Source organism: Neobacillus sp. BF23-41 (genome assembly GCF_041106275.1).
Genome location: NZ_JBGBPR010000013.1, coordinates 41,223 through 62,340 on the forward strand (window position 1 = coordinate 41,223; position 21,118 = coordinate 62,340).

At 36.2% G+C, this 21,118-nt stretch carries 20 protein-coding genes; 8 read left to right on the forward strand and 12 right to left on the reverse strand.

Annotated elements, in window-relative coordinates:
- The first annotated feature begins 95 nt into the window (after nt 1-95).
- A complete protein-coding gene (locus AB7942_RS19050; RefSeq protein ID WP_088088557.1) occupies nt 96-326 on the forward strand; it encodes a hypothetical protein in 231 nt (76 codons plus the stop codon).
- Nucleotides 327-346: 20 nt separating this feature from the next.
- Here the strand turns inward: AB7942_RS19050 and AB7942_RS19055 are convergent, their stop codons facing one another.
- Nucleotides 347-808: a GNAT family N-acetyltransferase gene (locus tag AB7942_RS19055; RefSeq protein ID WP_369448095.1), complete on the reverse strand. Its 462-nt coding sequence runs from the start codon at nt 806-808 to the stop codon at nt 347-349.
- A gap of 180 nt (nt 809-988) precedes the next feature.
- On the opposite strand from AB7942_RS19055, the gene AB7942_RS19060 reads away from it, so the two are divergent.
- Nucleotides 989-1,123: a BA3454 family stress response protein gene (locus AB7942_RS19060; RefSeq protein ID WP_168244706.1), complete on the forward strand. Its 135-nt coding sequence runs from the start codon at nt 989-991 to the stop codon at nt 1,121-1,123.
- 154 nt (nt 1,124-1,277) lie between these two features.
- Here the strand turns inward: AB7942_RS19060 and helD are convergent, their stop codons facing one another.
- Nucleotides 1,278-3,620: an RNA polymerase recycling motor HelD gene (gene helD / locus AB7942_RS19065; RefSeq protein ID WP_369448096.1), complete on the reverse strand. Its 2,343-nt coding sequence runs from the start codon at nt 3,618-3,620 to the stop codon at nt 1,278-1,280.
- A 456-nt stretch (nt 3,621-4,076) separates the two neighbouring features.
- Between helD and AB7942_RS19070 the strand changes: the two genes are divergently transcribed.
- Together AB7942_RS19070 and AB7942_RS19075 are read left to right on the forward strand one after the other, a co-directional pair.
- Complete coding sequence (locus tag AB7942_RS19070; protein ID WP_369448097.1) at nt 4,077-4,610, forward strand: YceI family protein; 534 nt, start codon at nt 4,077-4,079, stop codon at nt 4,608-4,610.
- Nucleotides 4,611-4,899: 289 nt separating this feature from the next.
- Nucleotides 4,900-7,296, forward strand: coding sequence for an immune inhibitor A domain-containing protein (locus AB7942_RS19075; protein WP_369448098.1), 2,397 nt, complete (start codon nt 4,900-4,902; stop codon nt 7,294-7,296).
- Nucleotides 7,297-7,569: 273 nt separating this feature from the next.
- On the opposite strand, the gene AB7942_RS19080 is transcribed toward AB7942_RS19075, so the two are convergent.
- From AB7942_RS19080 to AB7942_RS19095, 4 genes are all read right to left on the reverse strand, one after another.
- On the reverse strand, nt 7,570-8,058 hold the full coding sequence (locus AB7942_RS19080; RefSeq protein WP_369448099.1) for a L,D-transpeptidase family protein: 489 nt from the start codon (nt 8,056-8,058) through the stop codon (nt 7,570-7,572).
- A 98-nt stretch (nt 8,059-8,156) separates the two neighbouring features.
- Nucleotides 8,157-9,659, reverse strand: coding sequence for an aminotransferase class V-fold PLP-dependent enzyme (locus AB7942_RS19085; protein WP_369448100.1), 1,503 nt, complete (start codon nt 9,657-9,659; stop codon nt 8,157-8,159).
- A 262-nt stretch (nt 9,660-9,921) separates the two neighbouring features.
- Nucleotides 9,922-10,269 carry a hypothetical protein gene (locus AB7942_RS19090; RefSeq protein ID WP_088088565.1) on the reverse strand — a complete coding sequence of 116 codons (348 nt, stop codon included), beginning with the start codon at nt 10,267-10,269 and terminating at the stop codon, nt 9,922-9,924.
- A gap of 301 nt (nt 10,270-10,570) precedes the next feature.
- A complete protein-coding gene (locus AB7942_RS19095; RefSeq protein ID WP_369448101.1) occupies nt 10,571-11,305 on the reverse strand; it encodes a polysaccharide deacetylase family protein in 735 nt (244 codons plus the stop codon).
- A 258-nt stretch (nt 11,306-11,563) separates the two neighbouring features.
- Here AB7942_RS19095 and AB7942_RS19100 point away from each other — a divergent pair, with 258 nt between their 5' ends.
- Nucleotides 11,564-12,352 (forward strand): HAD family hydrolase, encoded by a 789-nt coding sequence (locus tag AB7942_RS19100; RefSeq protein ID WP_369448102.1) that lies wholly within the window; start codon nt 11,564-11,566, stop codon nt 12,350-12,352.
- 81 nt (nt 12,353-12,433) lie between these two features.
- Here the strand turns inward: AB7942_RS19100 and AB7942_RS19105 are convergent, their stop codons facing one another.
- Nucleotides 12,434-13,270: a DMT family transporter gene (locus AB7942_RS19105; RefSeq protein ID WP_369448103.1), complete on the reverse strand. Its 837-nt coding sequence runs from the start codon at nt 13,268-13,270 to the stop codon at nt 12,434-12,436.
- Nucleotides 13,271-13,504: 234 nt separating this feature from the next.
- On the opposite strand from AB7942_RS19105, the gene AB7942_RS19110 reads away from it, so the two are divergent.
- Complete coding sequence (locus tag AB7942_RS19110; RefSeq protein WP_369448104.1) at nt 13,505-14,563, forward strand: MerR family transcriptional regulator; 1,059 nt, start codon at nt 13,505-13,507, stop codon at nt 14,561-14,563.
- A 103-nt stretch (nt 14,564-14,666) separates the two neighbouring features.
- On the forward strand, nt 14,667-15,188 hold the full coding sequence (locus tag AB7942_RS19115; protein ID WP_369448105.1) for a MerR family transcriptional regulator: 522 nt from the start codon (nt 14,667-14,669) through the stop codon (nt 15,186-15,188).
- 91 nt (nt 15,189-15,279) lie between these two features.
- Here AB7942_RS19115 and AB7942_RS19120 read toward each other — a convergent pair whose 3' ends face one another.
- Both AB7942_RS19120 and AB7942_RS19125 read right to left on the reverse strand, forming a co-directional pair.
- Nucleotides 15,280-16,269, reverse strand: a complete 990-nt coding sequence (locus AB7942_RS19120) for an acyltransferase family protein (protein ID WP_256942445.1) — start codon at nt 16,267-16,269, stop codon at nt 15,280-15,282.
- 293 nt (nt 16,270-16,562) lie between these two features.
- On the reverse strand, nt 16,563-17,807 hold the full coding sequence (locus AB7942_RS19125) for a DHH family phosphoesterase (protein WP_369448106.1): 1,245 nt from the start codon (nt 17,805-17,807) through the stop codon (nt 16,563-16,565).
- A gap of 209 nt (nt 17,808-18,016) precedes the next feature.
- On the opposite strand from AB7942_RS19125, the gene AB7942_RS19130 reads away from it, so the two are divergent.
- Nucleotides 18,017-18,988, forward strand: a complete 972-nt coding sequence (locus AB7942_RS19130) for an NAD(P)H-dependent flavin oxidoreductase (RefSeq protein ID WP_369448107.1) — start codon at nt 18,017-18,019, stop codon at nt 18,986-18,988.
- 50 nt (nt 18,989-19,038) lie between these two features.
- On the opposite strand, the gene AB7942_RS19135 is transcribed toward AB7942_RS19130, so the two are convergent.
- From AB7942_RS19135 to AB7942_RS19145, 3 genes are all read right to left on the reverse strand, one after another.
- Nucleotides 19,039-19,524: a nitroreductase family protein gene (locus AB7942_RS19135; RefSeq protein WP_369448108.1), complete on the reverse strand. Its 486-nt coding sequence runs from the start codon at nt 19,522-19,524 to the stop codon at nt 19,039-19,041.
- An 80-nt stretch (nt 19,525-19,604) separates the two neighbouring features.
- On the reverse strand, nt 19,605-20,288 hold the full coding sequence (locus AB7942_RS19140; RefSeq protein ID WP_088088575.1) for a M50 family metallopeptidase: 684 nt from the start codon (nt 20,286-20,288) through the stop codon (nt 19,605-19,607).
- A gap of 135 nt (nt 20,289-20,423) precedes the next feature.
- Complete coding sequence (locus tag AB7942_RS19145) at nt 20,424-21,116, reverse strand: ABC transporter ATP-binding protein (protein ID WP_369448109.1); 693 nt, start codon at nt 21,114-21,116, stop codon at nt 20,424-20,426.
- Between the last annotated feature and the right edge of the window lie 2 nt (nt 21,117-21,118).

A 21,118-nucleotide genomic window follows, 5' to 3' on the forward strand; every position in this document is an offset into this window, starting at 1 on the left:
TTTTTTAAAATTTTCAGAATAATAGCAGGAAAAACGTTGCTTATCGTCGAAATAGTAAAAAAATGTTTATACTTGATTTAAGAGGAGTGTTTGATGTGGACAAGATCACATGTATTGCCTACCTTTTATACAAGTCATCTACGAATCAAGGCATTAGAGAAAAAGCTATCCAATTATTGAATGGAGATGTGTCCATTCGTGATTTAAAAAGAAATATATCTATTCAAGCCAATCTGGTCATCGCTGAATCGTTATTGAAAAAAAATAAGATCGATAAAGATCAAGTTCAACTTTTTGCTGAGCAATTTATGTATCAAGAAATATAATGAACTCTAGCTTGGGGTTTTTATCCAATTTGTTTTTCATAACATAAAATACCAGTTCCATTTTGTGAGGTTGCTGTATTATAATAGATAAATCCTATCGATTCCCAAAAGCGTTGTGCCTTTGTATTTTCTTTTAACACACCAATTCTAACACATTTCATACCTCGTTTAAGCATCTCATTTTCGTACACTGCAAATGCCTGTGCACCGAAACCATATCCTTGATAATCAACATGCAGTAAAAGGAGACCAAGCCATGGGTACTGGTCCTTCGGATTTTCTATTAAGTAATCAATTACGCCTATATAGGTGTCATCAAGCTTTATAAATGCACTGTTACTATTAGGATTTAAGAATTCTTCTTCCATGTCAGCAAGTGTTCTTGCCTCTTTGCCATTTTCAAAAATATTATATTCTGGATTCGAGTTTATCATTTCGAGTGCAATAAATAATGTTTCTTTTGTTACCTCTTCAAAATGCATTGAATTTATTTACCTCCCTATTGTTTTTATAAAACAATTATATCAAAACTGAAATTTTTAGTAACATTTGTCGAAAAAATATCGTCATAATTATTTAAATAACTTAATACACTGAATCGTTGTGTAATTTATGACTACACTTTTTACTAATAATTTAAACATAGAAATGGAGATTCAATTATGGTACAAGTAGAAGTAACAGTAACTTTCGAAGGAAAAAGCTATTTAACGAATGTCATTGCTAATCGGGAAACATCCGATGATGAAATATTCCAACTTGCTTTAGAACAAGTTCAAAAACAATGGAAAAAATAATATAGCAAAGACCAGCAGCTGGAATGGATTCGGCTGTTTTTTAATTTTTTCTAGTTAAGTTATGAATTTGGCGCAAATGCATAGTACTTTTAACATAGCCTAAACTTAAAGAAGCTGTGTGCTCAGGTCATCGAGACATACAGCTTCTTTTTCATTAGCATTTACTTGGTTTTACAAGTGTGTAGGTATCTTTAGGAGCAACTTCCATTAGCGGACTAATCCCAGATGTTGCGATCATGTGAAGTTCATGCATGGCCCTTGTGCAGACGGTATAAAATAATTTGCGTTCACTTTCTTTTTTATATTGAGAACAATCGTACAAAATAACGGCATCAAATTCAATTCCTTTCGCAAGATAGGAAGGAATAACGAGAATTCCTTTCTCATACGAAACCGTTCCTTTTTCAATTAGATGGAGCGATACCTCGTTCTTGAGCGCTTCAAAGGCCCTTTTGCTCTCATCGGCTGTCCTGCAGATTACAGCAATGGTTCGATGGCCATCATCTTGAAAATCTTTAATTGTTTTGATTATTGATCGCGTAATTTCATCGGGTTCTATTTCAGTAACTAACGGTTTCCTGCCCGTGCGGTTAAAGGGTTCAATATTTTTTCCACCCTCAATCAACGCACTGGTAAAGTTAACAATCTCTTTTGTCGATCGATAGGTTTTTGTAAGGACAAACGATTCGATTGTCTCTCCCGAGATATTTAGGTCAGATAAAACCGTTTCCGCACCAGTGGCACCAGAAAATATCGCTTGATTAAAATCACCGAGTAAAGTCATTTTGCTAAAAGGAAATAGCTTTTGTATAAAAGCAAACTGGAAGGGTGAGTAATCCTGAGCTTCATCAATAAAAATATGACGAATAGTAGATTTGGACTTACGACCTTCAATTAAATCCTGGAGATAAACATATGGTGTGGCATCTTCATAAGGAATTTCCATATCTTTTAATTTCTTCACTGTCTTCCTGCAAATTTGGTCCCAATCAACAGGTAAGCGTTCATCCATATTTTCAGCTTGCTTAAAAAGCTGGTGATAAATCTTAGGTGAATCAATAAACCGCAAACTTTTTACTCTAGCAAATAATGGCCTGAACTTTTCTTTTATGACCATTTCAGCAAGGAGTTTTTGCTCCTGCTCAAAATCATCAAATGTATTTTCCGAAAATTGATTTTTTTCCTGAAGTTTTTTGAAGGCCTCCATAAAGGCTTCTTTATCGAGAAATTGTACTTCTTCCTCCACCCAGCTTCTCGAACGCTCTTGTCTAACCTTCCGCTTTAAATCTCTTAAAAGCCATTCCTTTACAAGCTGCATGCGGTTGGGTATGCTAAGGCTTTCTTCTAGTGAATAAAAATAATCATGGATCTCCTTTTTAGAAATCAATACATCTCCTCTAAATATTAAATCCCTAAAAATTAGACCCCTTTTCGTTAATCCATGCGCATATCGATCAATTATATTTTTATATTCAAGACTTGCTTTAAAACGAATTCCTTCAACTCTAAGTTTATATTCCTTTTCATCATCATTCTCACTTAACAAATATTCCATTTGCGTAAAGGCGTCTTCCACATTAAATTCTTTACCTAATCGAGAATGTAAATATTCCTGAAAGGTGGATTGCTGCATATTTTCTTCACCTAACTCTGGTAAAACCGTTGCTACATAGCTATTAAACAAAGGGTTAGGTGAAAAAAGCATAATATTTTCTGAATTCAATGTCCCTCGATAACGGTAGAGCAAGTAAGCAACCCGTTGCAGGGCAGCAGAAGTTTTTCCACTTCCTGCTACACCTTGGACGATCATAATTTTCGCCCGCTCATTGCGAATAATTTCATTTTGCTCTCGTTGAATAGTAGCAACAATGCTTTTCATTTGCGTACTCGCGTTGTTTCCAAGAACCTCCTGAAGCATTTCATCTCCGATGGTTACCCCTGTATCAAACATCCCTTTAATTTCTGAAGCCCTAATAATAAATTGACGTTTTAAGTTCATTTCCCCTTCAATCATTCCTTCAGGGGTTCTATATCTGGCAGGACCAGGTGAATAGTCATAATAAAGGCTAGATATAGGGGCACGCCAGTCATAAATCAAAAAATTTTCATCCTGTTCATCCATTAACGATGCAATTCCTAGGTATACCCGATCCTCTGCTTCTTCCCCGTTTTCTAAAAAATCAATCCGTCCAAAGTATGGGGAATACTTTAATCTTGATAGTGTATTGAGATGTTTATCCAAATGTCTATGGGTCCGCTCACGTTCTGAGAGCAGTTCGGCCTGTTGTTTGATACTCGCTGCTGTTTCTATCATATCATCAGGTTCATCCATATTGACGGTTACATCTTCCCAAAATTCTTTACGGATCTCGAGAACATCAGAACTTACCTTTCCAGCATTTAGCTTTAATTTATTTATCTTTTTATCGATTTCATTTATAACCGTGGTCACTCTTCTTTGTTCCATTTTCAAACCTTTGCTCTGTAAATCGCTCATCAAACCACTCCCCAGATAAATGTATTGGTCATTTGTTGACAATCGAATAAAATTGTGTTAATGTTATAATAGGTAGTTTTTAAGTAACTACATCATTAAATATTTATGCCAAATATCATCTTATCATGTCCCTCCTACATTTTCAAGGAGATTTTTCTATGCCATTAACAAACGCCTTCAGGGGCGTTTTTTTTTATTGTCCTATCTTATTTTATGTAATCCTCAATTTTCTTCCTATCCATCTTCCAGTGATCCGCAAACTTAAATACATTCTCTTTGAATTATTTAATTCGTCCAATCCTAAATACTTATATAGATAGTATTGGAAAAAATTCAAAAAAAATTTATAAAATCTAATTGACAATATGTTTGCTCACAACATATAATTTATCTTGAATTAAGTTATTTTGATTTCGAGATAAATAAATTAAACAAACATAATGGAGGAGAAATAAAATGACAAAAACTAAATGGGCTCTTGATGCATCACACAGCAGTGTAGATTTTTCTGTTCGTCACATGATGATCGCAAACGTGAAAGGAACTTTCAACAAGTTTGACGCAACGATTGATGCAGATCCAACCGATTTAACAACTGCAAGCATTGAATTTTCAGTTGATACTGCAAGTGTAGACACTCGAAATCAAGACCGTGATGGACACTTGGTTTCTGCAGATTTCTTTGATGTAGCTAATCACCCAACAATGACGTTCCGCTCTACTAAAATTGAAAAAACAGATGACGGCGAATACAATGTTACTGGTGATTTAACACTACGTGGTGTATCAAAACCTGAAACATTTGCAGTTACTTTCGAAGGTCAAGGAAAAGATCCATGGGGAAATGAAAAGGTTGGATTTAGTGCAGAAGGTACAATCAATCGTTCTGAGTATGGCCTAGTTTGGAATGCGGCACTTGAAACTGGCGGCGTCCTTGTTGCTGACAAAGTAAAAATCAACCTACAAATTCAAGCAGCTAAAGCTGAGTAATTAAGATAAATCAAACAAATTAAGTTATTTTAGGCGTGAATTCACATCGAATTCACGCCTTATTTTTTTAATAGAATACACCCATTGTAAATTAAAAGATTAGTCTAGTCGGCTATTTTCATATATGATATAAACTTTTTCAAAAAAATTAAAATCGCTGTCGAAAAAATAATTCAAAAGAACTATAACTTATCTGAATTAACAGAAAATTAAGGAAATAATCCTATTGTTTTATTTCAATTTTCGAAATATTATTTACTAGCAAGCCAAAAAAATTAGGGGGAGTTTTATGAAGAAACTATTAAAAACAGGTCTATCCACCGCAATAATGGCTGGTACATTGTTTGCCGGTTTTCCGGGCAACTATGCTAGTACATCGGGTGGAGTTCTAGCAAAAAGTCCAACAACAGTTTCAAATTCTTATGGGTCACTAGACCTATCGGTTGTAAATGAAGATAAATTACTAGATGCACTTATTAAACGTGGTGTTATCTCAAAAGGAGCATCTACTGCTGAAAAGCAAAAAGCATTACATAAGTACTTAGAATTGAAGGGTAAAGAGGATAAAGTAAAGACATCTGACCCTTTAGCTGCAAAAGTAAAAGCTGGGGATGCAGAAAAACAAAGGAAATTTAAAGACTTCAATAACGGTCTTTTAAAAGGAAATGGTAACAAAAATGGACAGTTAAAAGGAAATCTAGATCCAGTTAAAGAAGGAACTTCACCTGGAATTAAGAAGCAAGGCAAATTACTAACCTTAACAGTAGAGTACTCTGACATTGCACATAACAATTTAAGTAAGGATGAGACTGATAACTATTACTCTGACTATACTCTTCAACACTATGAAGATATGATCTTCGGTGAAAACGGAGTTAAAGGCCCTAATGGTGAAACATTTGTATCCCAAAAGCAATATTATGAACAGCAATCTGGTGGAACTTATACCATTAATGGTAAAGCTTATGGATGGTTAAAGGTTCCAGGAACTGCTGCATTTTATGGGGCTGATAGTGCCAGTGGACATGACAATGTAACCCCAGGTGGATCAAAACAATTAGTTGTCGATACTTATAAAGCAGCATTAGCTGCAGGAATCCCTCTGGAAGATTATGACCTAGAAGATCCACATGATTTTGATGGTGACGGTAATTTCTGGGAGCCGGATGGATTAGTTGACCATCTTCAAATTATTCATGCTGGTATGGGTCAAGAAGCCGGTGGTGGTTCACTAGGAGATTATGCAATTTGGTCACATCGTTCTGCAAAGTTTGTTGATTTAGACGGATATGATCTTTCAATCCAGCATCCAATTGGAAAACCAGGGTTCTATGATTACACAATGATGCCTGAAGACGGAGCTACTGGTGTATTTGCCCACGAATATGGACATGATTTAGGTCTTCCAGATGAATATGATACCATTTATTCTGGCCAAGGTGAGGCGGTCGAATATTGGTCGATTATGTCAGCTGGATCATGGGCAGGAAAAATCCCAGGTTCAGAACCAACAGGCTTCTCTCCTTGGGCAAAGCAATACTTCCAATCTACACTAGGTGGAAAATGGACTGCCCCTACTGCTGTAAACTGGGGCGAAGTCTCCACAAAAGGTACACAGTTCTTACTTGACCAAGCAAATTCACCACTTGGGCAAAATAATCAGGCGATTCGAGTAAACCTACCGAAAAAGAAAACCCCTGTTAACACTCCTGCTTCTGGAAGCTTTGAATTCTGGGGCGGGCAAAAAGATGAGATGGATACAAATATGGTAACAGATGTAGATTTAACTGGGAAAAATTCTGCTACATTAACATTTGATGCCTGGTATGATATTGAAGAGCAATGGGATTTTGCTTTTGTTCAGGTTTCTAATGACGATGGTGTTACTTGGAAATCCTTAGGAAATTCTAATACTCGTTCGGATGTAGTAGCTGAAGGTTACCCTACTATCTTGAATTCAATGCCTGGTTTCTCAGGTAATTCTAATGGGTGGAAGGCACAATCTTTTGATCTATCAGATTACAAAGGTCAAAAGATTAAACTTCGCCTTCGCTATGCAACTGACTGGGGTACATCAAATATTGGTTTCTTCGCAGATAATTTAAAGGTTGTTGCTGATGGAGTAACAGTAGTAGAAGATGGTGCTGAAAGCCCGACCTCTAAATTTTCATTAAATGGATTCACGAAAATGGATGGAAATAAACTCACTGATCATTACTACCTTCTGGAATGGCGTAACCATCAAGGTGTTGACTCAGGCCTTGCCAATATTAAACGTGGTAACTCATTAATGAGCTATGATGGCGGTTTAGTTGTTTGGTATGTGGATGACAGCTATACAGAAAACTGGACTGGTATTCATCCAGGGGATGGTTTCTTAGGTGTTGTAGATGCGCACGTTGGGAAGAGTATGAAATTAAGCACTGGTGTTGAAGCGATTTCCCGTTTCCAAGTCGCAGATGCTGCATTCGGGCTAAATCCTACTTCTGGATTAGATATTGCTTACCCTACTTACACGATAAACTTCCCAAGCCAACCAGCTGTATCACTATTTGATGACAATAACTCGTTCTTAAATACTTTTATGCCAGATGCTGGTCGTAATATCGGAAACTTTGGACTTAAGGTTCGTGTAAACGGACAAGCCAAAGATAAATCAGTAGGATCAATCGTAATCTATAAATAATTAAATGAGTCCCACCTTCTTACTCCTGAAGGTGGGACTCTTTATTTCTTATCGATACTTCGAATGAGCTTCCTATGGAGAAATATAAACTAATTACTACTTTATAGAATATAAAAGGTTGGTATTAAAATTAAGCATTAAACACATTAGGACAGGTTTTACATTTTCACACTGATTTCTGTCTTCATGAATGTCACATCAAGATAGATTTTTGTATTTTCCCCGTACTCCACATTAGAAAAAGGCTGATTCGAAAATCGGCCTTTTTTGCCCCTAAGGTCGAATAGTAACACGAGTTCCATTCGGAACCATTTCGGCTAGCTGAAGCACATCCCGATTATACATTCTTACACAACCATGGGAGACCGCTTTTCCTATAGAACTTGGGTCGTTTGTGCCGTGAATCCCGTACCCTAGTTTGGAAAGTGAAAGCCACAACACTCCAAATGGTCCCCCTGGATTATACTGCCGATTTACAATCACAAAATCACCTGTTGGAGTATTCGTCAACATCTTCCCTACCGCGATTGGAAAAATTTTTACTAGCCTTCCATTGTTATATAATGTAAGTCTTCGTTTTCCGACAGAGATTTGAATGGAAAATGGTATAGTAGTGGGTTCTGGCAGACCTGGAATTTGGATTTTTTGGCCTACATGTAATTGCCCGACCCCAGGATTTGCTGCGTGAAGTCTACGGAGACTTACGCGATAATTAGCAGAGATAATCCCCAGCGTTTCTCCAGGCTTAACTGTATGAATCATACGATCCCACCTTTCTTCTGATAGCATATGCCCATACAAGTTTGTGGTTGCCTTATTTAGAATAGGTACTGATTTCTTACCTTCTAGCTGGATCAGCATTATTCAAACCGAAATAGTGGAGCCATATCCTCTCTTACGTGGTTCACAAAAAAGTAATCATTGCTTGACTTATCATATCGATAATCATTTTTCCATTCGTTTATGTTAAAAGTAATTTCTCTAATGGCATTTACGAACAATAGAATTTCTTCGTTAGTCATAATCGGATGTAATGAGAACCGCACCCACCCTGGTTTCTCCGACAGATCTCCCTGATTAATCTGTTCAGAAATATGCTTAGAGGATTGTTTATCAATGTGAAGAAGATAATGCCCGTAGGTCCCAGCACAGGAGCATCCACCTCTTACTTGAATCCCAAACCGGTCATTAAGCAGGCGGACGATTAAATTATAGTGGATATTCTCAATATAAAACGAAACAATACCCAGACGATCTTTTTTATGACCATCTAATAAATGAAGGCCAGGAATCTCTACTAATCTAGGTAATAAAATATTTAACTGTTCCTTCTCTCTTGTTAATATATTGTCCACACCCATTTGATTCTTCAAATTCAAACATAGGGCGGTCCGAATGGCTTGTAATATTCCTGGTGTCCCACCATCTTCACGCAGCTCGATACTGGTATGATATTGGTGCTCGCCCCATGGATTCGTCCAGGTCACAGTCCCGCCCCCGGGATGGTCTGGAACATGATTAGCATATAATCTAGTATTAAAGACCAAAACACCACTAGTTCCCGGTCCCCCTAAAAACTTATGAGGAGAGAATAAGACGGCATCAAGTTTTTCCAAAGGGTCCTTTGGATGCATATTAATGGTCACATACGGAGCCGCAGCCGCAAAATCCACTATACAAATGCCACCATGTTGATGCATAATTTTTGCTAATTGATGGTATGGGGTTTGAACCCCTGTGACATTGGAGCATGCTGTAAACGAACCAATCTTCATTTTCCTATTCCTATATTGATGCAGCAGGTGAACAAGTCGTTTTTTGTCCACGCCTCCAACCTCGTCTGGACTTAATACAACCACATCCCCCAGTGTCTCCAGCCAGGATGTCTGGTTTGAGTGATGTTCCATATGCGTAATAAAAATTACTGGTCGCTCATTTTCGGAAATCTGCAGCCGCCCTTTCCACTGTTCATGAACTCTAATTCCTAATAATCTCTGAAACTTATTCATCACAGAGGTCATTCCAAATCCATCCAGGATTAGGGCATCATGCTCGTCGGCGTTAACATGTTCCTTAATAATTTTTCTGGATTGATTATATATCCCTGTCATCATTAAACTAGTTATATTCGATTCTGTATGTGTATTTGCCATAAAGGGTCCGAATACCTCAGAAATTTTCTGTTCGATGGGTCGATAAAGTCGTCCGCTTGCAGTCCAGTCCGCATAGATGATTTTCTTTTTCCCATAGGGGGAATCAAACACTTGGTTCGTCCCAATCACTTGTGAGCGAAACGGTTGAAAATATTCTTCAAGGTTATCCGGGATCCGATAGGTTTTACTTCCAATATTAGCGGTGATCATTTGTTTCACACCTCACAATATAAATCTGTTATTAATATATGCAGGAATCTATAGCACGGTTTCTTTATCGAAATCTAAAAAGAGCAGCCTCCTATAAGGGCTGCTCTTTTGGTATTTCTCCAACATAATTAAATTGTTTAATGTTTACATCATCAGACATAAATCTTACATAATTCTTACGAATATGCTTTTTTTCAAATAAAAAAGCATCCTCATCAATTGATAAGGCTGCTTTTGAGTTATAGGGGGATGAAATTACTTACTAATATGTAGTAATTTTCGCAGATTCTTTCCTTGTTACTTCTTCAATTTTTTGAATAAACATTTGAAAAACTCGTCTTTTTTCCTCTAGGTCTTTTATGTATTCTTTCAGTTGGTTATAGCTTTCTTCAAATGGTTTATGGTACATGTCACGAATTTTATCAATAATTTCCTCATTTACTGTCGATTGAATTACTTGCTTGGTAATCCCATATTTGTAAGAATAAACCTTTAATTCCTGTGCCACTTCATCATATTCATTTGCAATTTCAGTTAAGACTAGTGAAATATCATCTTTCCATTCATCTAGTGATTTTTGTAAGTAGGATTTTACCATTGTCTCTTCCATATAAACACCCGCCCTAATACAGTCTCGATTATGTTTACACTATTATAACGTTGTTTGATTACATAGAGATTTCGCCCAGTTTACATTGTCTTTTCAATAGCTATTTTTTTGAGTCTTTCTCCTCAATCACCCGAGTAATTTGGTCCACACACTAATTGTTGTTGTCATCTATTAGTCCCCCCTACATAGAGAATATTCATATCGAACAACTATATGTGTAACATTATGGTTAATACTTCTTTGCACTACTTAATTTTAGTCATAAAAAAACGATTACCTCAGTAAGTAATCGTTTTTTATATTAATCTACCTTCACTGCTTTTTCGAAATCATCGAGTGTAGTTGAATATTTTATATACATTCGAGGTAAATAGTAAAGCTCGTTTTTAAAGCCTGTCATTGAAAATGGGCCTGGCGTTGTAGTCAGTCCATACCGATAATACTTTTTCGCTTCCGCCACCACATGTTCATTCGTATTCCCATAGGGGTACGCTAGAGCAATAACAGCTTTACCTGTTATCTGCTGAATTTTTTCTTTCGATTCTTTTAGTTCATATTTTAAGTTTTCCTCTTTGATTAAATCTGGATGTGTAGCTGTATGTGACTGAATAGATATTAATCCTGAATCTGCTAACATTTTTAAATCTGCTTTAGATAAGCGGTTTGCCCTTCCTACGAAATCAGAAATCACAAAAAAGGTACCGGCTGGATGAAAACTTTTTGTTGTGAGTTTTTGAAAAATCGAATAGGCATTAAGATTATTTTTGTAACCATCATCAAAGGTGATAAAGATTGGCCTTTGAACAGTTTTAATATCCTTCCAACGCTCGAAAGTTAATAAGGTATAACCATGGTCTCTTAAATATGCCATTTGTTTCTCAAAATTTTCTGGAGTTACATATAACTCCTTGGATCCAATACCGTTAAATTGATCAATGGAATGATAAATTAATATAGGAATCTTTTGCTTAGCATAGACGCTTTTGGGAAGACCTAAAATGAGAAGAGATAAGAATAGTAATAAAATCTTTTTCATAAAATCCCTCACTTTTTGCGTTTTATATTCATCTCCCCTATTATTCCTCCAAAATAATATTTCATTAAAAAAGCTGCGGACGGCACCGTTTTCCGTTTCTTGAAAATCCAATCGAATTTCAATAACGCCATGAAACTAATTATCCCCTAAAGGAATTACTGTCGCTATTAATTGATTAAACGATTCTATTTAATGTGACTTCCTTTAACTAAAAGTGGTAGACTAAAAACAACATTCTACAAAGAAGGAGCTACATTCATGACCAATTATAAAGTTTTATTTTTGGATATCGATGGAACATTACTGAGACCAGATGGTACGATTGAAGATTCAACAAAAAAGGCCATTTCAAAGGTTCAGGCTCAGGGCTTGGAAGTTTTCTTAGCTACAGGAAGGCCACTACATGAATTAGATGAACTCGCAAAAGAGTTAAATATTCACTCATTCATTGGTTATAACGGTGCATATGCCATTTATAAAGGTGAAGATATATTCCAAGAGCCTATGAAGAGCTCTACAGTTATGAATTTCTTAGAGATTGCTAAGGATAACCAGCATGAAGTGGTCCTGTATACGAATAATAAGAACGTTTTTACCAATGTGGATTCTGGGATCACAACGGAGTTTATGCACAAATTCCACTTACATAAAAATGAACCTTATTCTCCTTCAGTCAATAGTTCGATCTTAGGGATGACACTAGTCAATCTAAAAAAAGATGACCCTGTCCTTTACAATAATGAAGAGGGAATCCATTTATCCCAAGTCAATGTCGAGGGAATGCGTCATTGCTATGATGTAATCAGGGACAGAGTGAACAAAGGCTATGGAGTTCAAGCAGTTTTGAAGCGGCTAGGCATCAATAAGGAAAGTTCGATTGCATTTGGAGATGGAATGAATGATAAGGAAATGCTTCAAAACGTGGGCGAAAGCTTTGCCATGGGTAACGGCTATCCAGACCTTTTTAAATACGCAAAGCATAGAACCACCAAGGTTACTGATTCTGGAATTTATAATGGGGTGAAAATGCTTGGGTTGGTGAATTGAGATAGGTGATAAATCATGGTGCCAAATAAAAAGTGCAGAGCATTTCAATTTAACTTGAAACACTCTGCACTTTTTTGCGCTTTATATCTTTGTGAAAATTATCCCAAGTAGAGCAGTGCATACACCGATCACTTGATATCTTTTTAATTTTTCTTTAAATAGTAAAAACCCAGCTAGAACCACTACTAGACAATTTAAACTTACAATTGGAAACACGATACTTGCCATTCCAGAATTAAGGGCATAGAAATAACTGCTATATCCTAAAATGCTAATTAGTCCAACAATGGATCCCACATTGGCTTCTGACCTCTGCCACTTTTCTTTTTTCAAGATACTGCAAATAGCTAAATAGACACTCCCTCCGCCATACATGGCAATGAGGATATCTAATGAATTTATTTGCAGATAGGATGTAGTTTTCATTAAAACCCCTAGTAAACCAAAAGAAAATATCGCAAGTCCAACGCGAATCATCCAAGGGAAATAATTTATTTCTCTATTATTACCAGATGAATACTGTATGGCCATGGCTGAGCCAAGCATAATTATGATTCCTACCCATTGAATCACTGTGATATGTTCATGAAAAAGAACGCCAGCACATACGATTGGAAATATTGTATTTGTTCCTACTAATGGCGATGTCAAACTAGCAGGGCCCTTTTCAAAGGCCTTTGACATTTGGATATTACCGTTTGCATTTAATATTCCAATAAAAGCTCCAAGTAAAATGGTGATAAGATTCAAGTGGACTCTCCCGTTTACAAAAGCAAATCCCAAAGTTAATAGGAATGCTACAAAATAGAAGAAGAACTGAATATGTACTTTCGACACTTTCTTCTCCGTGCTCCACTTGAAAATAGTATTATTAGTCCCAAAACAAACCATAGTAACAAAGGCCGCTGCAATCCACATGTTGAGATCCTTCTTTCTACATCAATTCCACTCCATATATTAAACCTCATTTCTACTCTGCTCAATCATTTTTTTGTAATAGATGCTCAATTTGCAAAATATTGTTGTTATTTCATTCTTTCCGTCTTGTTTTGATAGCTTTTGTCATCTAGCAGGAAAATGTGCTACCGAATGGTGAATTACTAACACAAAGATGAATTATTTCCGAGATAAATAGAAAGGAATGATTTTTATATGAAGACCTATACCTTAAAAGAAGTAGCCAAAAAAATAAATACAACACCAGGCACCATACGTCATTGGGAAAAGGATTTAGTTGATTTACTAGAAATTCCTCGTTCAAAGCAAGGGGCAAGAATATGTACAGATAGGGAGATTGACCAGCTAATTGAAATTAAAAAACTATATGAAAAAAAGTTAAGTAAGGAAACAATCAGGGAATGGATGCAAAAAAAACTTCACCCTGAAAGTGTAGATGTACCCCAATCCTCCGAAGTTTCACAAGCGTTCATTGAAAATCAGGATGTCTCAGAATCATTCGCAGTTTCACAAGCGTTCATTGAAAATCAGAATGTCTCAGAATCTTTCGCAGTTTCACAAGAGGTCATTGAAAATCAGGATGTCTCAGAATCACTCGCTGTTTCACTCAAGGCCATTGAAAATCTGGATATGAAAGAATCACCTATGGTCTCATTAGAGGTCATTTCTGACACAGCCAAACCGATAACCATACAAGACGCTATAGATGCACATCAGTTTTTCGAGGCAATGGATACGTACAAGCAAAATTTCTTAAGTGACGTAAAAGATGAAATCCGGACGGTTGTTCGAAGAGAAGTACTAGATGAAGTAAAAAAGGAAATAAGGAATGGAACCTATACCACAGTTAAATCATTATCTAACTCGATATATAAATCATCTGCTAACACAAGAGCTGAGATTCAGGAGTTATCAGAGACTCTTGAAAAAGCCTCTGAATTATCAGCTGACTCATTACAGTACCTCTCCAACAACATTGCTAACGTTTCTATAGAGACTTCTCAAGAAATTTATACACTTTCCAAGCAGTTGTCGGAAACTTCCGAAGAACTATCCCACTATGTGGATGTTACTAATAACGAAATCTCAAGTCTAACAGAGGCAATGTCAAAAGAACGTGAATTTTTCCTTGAAGAGCGTAATCAGTACCGACATGAAATTTCGCAAAGAGAATTAGCCTTTCAACAAATGCTTAACAGTTATAGACATGTGGCAGCAACAAAAGAAAAGAAATGGTGGAAATTCTGGACTTAATACGAAAGTTTTCTTCGATTAGAACGACTCCCTTTTAAAGACAAAAAAAAATAATTTCGTCACTCGTGGATTGCGGTTTATTTTATCAATGGAGGGATTCGAAATGAATACAAGTGAAGTAGCAAAATTATTAGGAGTATCTACAAGTACTATTCAGCGCTGGGTAAAACAGCTTGAACTTCCGATGGAAAGAAATGAGCGTGGTCATTACCATTTTAGCAGCGAGGATATAGAACTATTAAAAAAAATACACGAACAGCTCCAAAACGGGACACTAATCCAAGAAATAGTCCCATTAAAAGAGAAAAAAAATCCTCGAAAAGGTGCTGTTAAAGCGGTAAATGACAATCAAGCACTAGAAAAGTTATATTCAAAAGTCAGTGAATTGGAAAGTAATATAAATTCAAAAGCAGATTCGGTTGCTTCCTATCAACTCCTTCAGCATCGCCGTGAACTAGAGGATTTGCAACATCTTGTAAAAGATTTATCGCAGCAGGTAGAACAACTTCAAAAACAAATGAACGAACTAAAAATAACCTCGCAAATGGAAGAACCACTTGTATTTGATCACAGTAAAGTAAAAAGAAAAAAGAAAAATATTGTCAGCTCATTATTTGGGTTTTAGGTCAATACAATTTTTTCTAATTTAAATACACAAAAAAAAGCCGAACTGGTCCATACTAGTTCGGCTTTCATTAACCACTCCCTGTATTCATTTAAACTTTAAATTCGACAAGCGGTTGAGTATATTTTTTAATTAAATAACTTCCTAGAACGATACAGATCATAAAGGAAAGAACGCAAAGTAAAAGATAATTTCCTGAAATGGAGATGATACTTTTATTTGGAAGAATCTCCTGGAGCGATTTAATAATAAATCCATGAAGCAAATAGACATATAAAGTTCTTTCACCAATTTTCGTTACTTTAAATTGATTGGAAGGTATTAATGCTAAAAACCCAAATACAACTATTAATGTCAGCCCATATTGAAGTCCTCGCAACAGCCCATCGGCCAACTCTTTTTCCCCCATATTTGCATATGATGTATCGCCCAGAAGCCATGGCACAGCATCTTGAGGGAAACTGAACCCAAAGAAAATATAAGTCCCGATAATAATTATTATTCCAACTGGAAGTGAATATCTGGCCCGAATTACTTTCTTTAACTGATCACCATTTAGTAAAAACCCCAAGAGGAAATAGGGGAAAAATACAAATGTTCTTGATAGGCTTAAAAAACTACCCGCGTGATCAACAAAACCAATCGCAATTCCCAAGACAATGGCAATAAAAAAGCCACTCCATCTTAACCTTGCAAAGAGATATAGAAGTAAATTCCAAAAAAACAAACTCATCAAAAACCAAAGCGACCAATGAGGATGTAAAAAATCAAATTCTATATTTTTTTCCTGCCCATTTAAATAATAATAAATGGAATAGATCATCTGAAAAATAAAATAAGGAAGTAATATCTTCTTAATAGACTTTATAAAGTAGCCTTTCTTTTTATAACCTTTCGCGAAGTATCCAGAGATTAGGATAAAAGCGGGCATATGGAATAGAAAAATAACTGTATATAAAGTGAAAAGGATCCCATCATGTTCCTTTAATGGACTTATCAGATGCCCAAAAACGACGAGAAAAATCAAAATAAATTTTGCATTATCAAAATATTTACTCCTTTTTGAAGTTGAAGCCATCATATCACCCCATAGGTTAATTCAATCAAAAAGGTATATTAATATTTATTCAAACCCTTACCATGTAATTCCCACGACCAATTCTCTTTGTCGTTAAACAATCATAACAAAAGAACATTACAGGAATATATAAATAAATTGACTTTTTGTTGCATGGTTATTACGATTTTGAAATAATAATCTCATATACCTACGATTAAATTACCACTTCAATCTTAATCACCCCTTAAATCGGAAGGTTATGAAAAAAACACAAAAGCCAATCCTTTTTTCGTTAAGGAATGGCTTTTACTAATTCATAAAGTAATATCTACAAGATGGTTCCTGATGATTTCCTGATAATTCCCTCTTAATTCATCTTGTGAGATCCGAAGAGCTTTTGAAACGTGATAAAGATATTCATGGTCGCTTCGTAGCCAAGAAGAATAATTTCTTTTTAAATACCGTTCTGCATCCGCGAATACAGAGAAAGACTGCTCCAATTTCTTCTTGTTATGTACTATAGAAAAATAGCCATCTCCACATGGAATGATATATGAACTTTCTCCTAGCGGGTTCTGATAGGATGTTCCAACCTGTGAATCCTTAACATTAAATTCATTCCGATCTGCATCTGGTTTAAGTGGAATCATTTCAAAAACATTTATTACAAACTTTTCAAACGCTTCCCTTGTCATTTCCGATCCAGAGGCTTTCGGATGCCCTCCACCTCCGTACTTTTTTGCATATTCGGCTACATTTATTTCATCATGGATGGTTCGAAATCCCATCTTCTTTCCACCCATATTCAGTAGGACAATCATATCCAAATGCGGATATAAATTATTTAATTCATTTCCTAGCTCTGATAAATATTGTTCGGCATGAACAATCCCAACACAGTAATCATCAATAAAAGTTTGCACCAGTTGTCTACTTTTCGAATGGATGTACCTGTGGATTTTTTGTTCCTCGATATCAAGCAGCATATGTTCCGTGTCGGTTAATGTAAATGAATCTTTATTTTCAGACAACCTTTTTAACATTTCCTCCTCAAACAGTTCACGACTCATAATATAGAACAAATCATTTAATCGTTTGGCTGTTAAATTATTATTTTCAGCCCACTCCCAAGTGTCATATTGACGTACTAATTCGATAAATTCTTCAAGTGCTTTATTTCGTTCCATCATTTTGTGTTCAATTAGGTAATCATAAAATAAAGAAGTTGCACAAGTCTTTTTTCCCGTCTCATACTCAGGAATTACGCTCCCCCATTTGTATTGATTAAAATGCAAAGCAGTCACATGATGATCGATCATTTGAACTGGTTTTCCCTTTTGGAACCGCTCCTCGAGTTTTTTCTCTACCTGCTCATTTACAGCCAAATCAGTAATGTAGATTTCCACATTATTATTCTCAGGGTTTTTAATAACTGCTTCCACTCTTTGATTTAAATTTCGATAAGAACAGTAAAATATATTGGCCTTGTCTGCAAATGCTAGTTTCGCAATAAGTCCACAACCAAGACCATCAAGATCAATATCCGTAAAAATAATCATCCTATCTACCACCATCCATTTTTCGCTTCATAACGTATCGTTTGGTTTCAGCAAATTTTTTATGCAAATTAACCTAGTTATGATTTAACATTAACCTCTATTTTATCATATAGAAAATAATACCACCTACCATTATGATCAGGTGATAGTAATCACAGACATATTAAAAATGACATGGTATGATGCATGGGAAGTTTCTAATACAAACAATGAAACGGGGTTATAATTTGAACTTTCCACAACTTAAAATAGGCCATATGAGGCCACAGGTTCCAATCATGCAAGGCGGAATGGGTGTCGGTATTTCTCTTAGCAAATTGGCTTCAGCTGTCGCAAATGCAGGCGGGATTGGGATTATATCTGGAACAGGGATCTCAACTGATGAAATGAGAACACATATAAGAAAAGCTAAAAGTCTGATCAAAGATGCTGGATACATTGGTGTAAATGTTCTATTCGCGATGAATGACTTTGCTGAAAAAATGAAAGCAGCTCTAGAAGAAAAAGTTGACTTTATTATTTCTGGAGCTGGAATCTCACGAGATATGTACGCATGGGGAAGAGAAGCAGGAATTCCTGTTATCTCTATAGTCTCGACTGCTAAATTAGCCAGGATCTCCGAACGACTGGGAGCAGCAGCAGTTGTCGTTGAAGGCTTTGAAGCAGGAGGACATCTTGGAACAGACCGCCCAATGTTTGATATCCTCCCAGAAATCGTTGAAGCGGTTTCCATCCCCGTTATTGCGGCAGGAGGAATCATGACTGGCGGCGATATTGCAAAAGCTCTTGCAATGGGTGCGTCTGGTGTACAAATGGGCACACGCTTTGTAGCCAGCGAGGAATGTGATGCTCCATTAGCTTTTAAACAAAAATATGTTGATGCAGGTAAAGAAGATTTGGTTTTGGTAAAAACAACCGTCGGTCTTCACGGAAGAGCCATTAATAATAATTTTGCAAAATTAATTAGTGGAACAGAAAAGCTAAAAATCGCTAAATGCATTGATTGCTTAAAGAATTGTTCTTACCGCTTTTGCACCATGGATTCTCTTTTGGTATCCATGAATGGTGATGCTGAAAATGGCCTTGTTTTTGCAGGGGCTAGAGTTGGAGAAATCAAAGATATTCTTCCCGTTCAAACAATCATTGATAATCTTACATTAGAATACAATCAGGCTATCTAGCTTATTTAAAAGAGCCAACCGTAAATACGGTTGGCTCTTCCCTGTTCCTGTTATGGTAAATTTCTGAATTTGTTCTGAATCGGTGTACGTGGTTTTGGCTCTGGGATTACATCAGGATAGCCTACTCCCAGAACGCCTATAATATCATAGCCATCCGGAACACCAAGAATTGCTCTGTTTTTGGGCGTAATGCCAATCGATGACCAAAAGGTCCCAACCCCTTCTGCCCATGCCGCTAAATTAAAATTTTGGATAAAGCACGCAGTTGCCAGCGCATTTTCCACTGTTTCTACGGATGTCGCCCCGTGCTTTGATAATATCACCAATACGATCGATGCGTTTCCAAAATTTGTTTTATGATTTAACTTTTCTCTTGTCTCTGTTCCAAGAAAGTAAATCTCCCATGGTTCTGTCATGCGGTGATTGGGTGCCATGGCAGCAGCCTCTAGCCATGAGTGAAGTAAATTTTTGTTAATTTCATCAGGTTTGAATTTTTTTATGTTGCGCCGAGTTTTAATTAAATCAATAATATTCAATCAATTACTCCCCTTTTATATTCATATCGAAACCCATCGTAATAACTTATGTCTCTCCCAATATTTTGTACGTAAAAGTTTTAATTCCCCAGTTTATAATATCCACGTTTTAAGCCGTAATAGCAAAACCATAATGATTGAACAAAGAAGAAAATCCCCCAAATAGGAGCAGGAATAAAACCTGTGATCCGCGCAAGATTTGCAGCATCCCCTGCTGATTGAGGTTGAAATATACTGATAAATAATATTTCATAAGCACTTTGTACGGAATCCACTAATAAGATCGACGCAATCAAAAGTAATAAATTATCTCTAAAGTTTTGACTCCCTTTTATGAGTAAAAACAGAAATGCAACGGCAAATGAGCATAACCAAAACAACCCGTAAGGATTCCTTACCCAAAAAATAAGATTCAAACCGATAAAACCTAGCAATATATCAATCAACACAATCTGCTTTTTCTTTCCAATTAGTAAAAATGAGACAAATGCCATAAAGGAGGCAAAGGTATACCCACCAAGGCTGGTAATGAAGCTTCCCAACCAAGAAGACTGATGACTATATGTAGCCCCTTCGGAATTCATAAATAAAGATATTCTTTCTACATTACCCCCAAAAAGAGCAATCAAAGCATGACCTGATTCATGTATAAGGGTATTAATGACTTTGACATAGTTACCTAGCAATGGCACATGTATCAACAGAAAAGCAAACACGAGGAAAAGGAAAAACTTCGCACTGAATTTGTCTCGAACAAAGCTCAAAATATAAATTCTCCTCTTTTTTTTAATTATTTGCTAACTTCATTTTATCACGTTTTATTATCACTATTACAAATTTCAACTCTGGATGGCTCAATTAAAAAAACTAGCAATCACTTAGATTGCTAGCTGCTTCAATTAACCTCTTTTTTCAACTTCAACTAGTTGTCCATCCTTCATTCGATAAATCCGATCACATAACGGGAGAATCTGTTCATCATGAGTGACAATAATGGCTGATTTATTTTGTTCCTTTACGATTTTTGAAATGAGTTCGATAATAGCCATGCTCCGACTGGAATCCAAACTCGCTGTTGGTTCATCAGCTAAAATGATTTCAGGATCATTAATAAATGCTCTGGCAATTGCCACCCTTTGTTTTTCCCCGCCTGACAATTGGTGTGGATAAAACTTGGTACGATGTTCCATACCGACTGCCATTAATACTTCGTTTATTTTCCTTTTGCTTTCATTCGTCCATTGATTGGCCATTTTTAACACAAGGCTTAACTGGTCTTCCACCTTCAAATAAGGAACTAAATTTGAAGTTTGAAAAATATAGCCTAGATGATTCAACCTTATATTTGCTTTTTCTGTGTCACTGAAGGAGGCTATATTGGTCCCATTTACGAGTACCTTTCCTTTATCAGGAGACTGTAAGGCACCTGCAATTGATAAAAACGTTGACTTTCCAGATCCGGAAGGTCCAATAATGGCAACGACCTCGCCCATTTTCAAACGAAATGATAAGTTTCTGACGATGTGATTTTCCTTATCGCCATCTTTAAATGATTTTTCCACATGTTCTAGAACTAAGGGTTCGATTACCATGG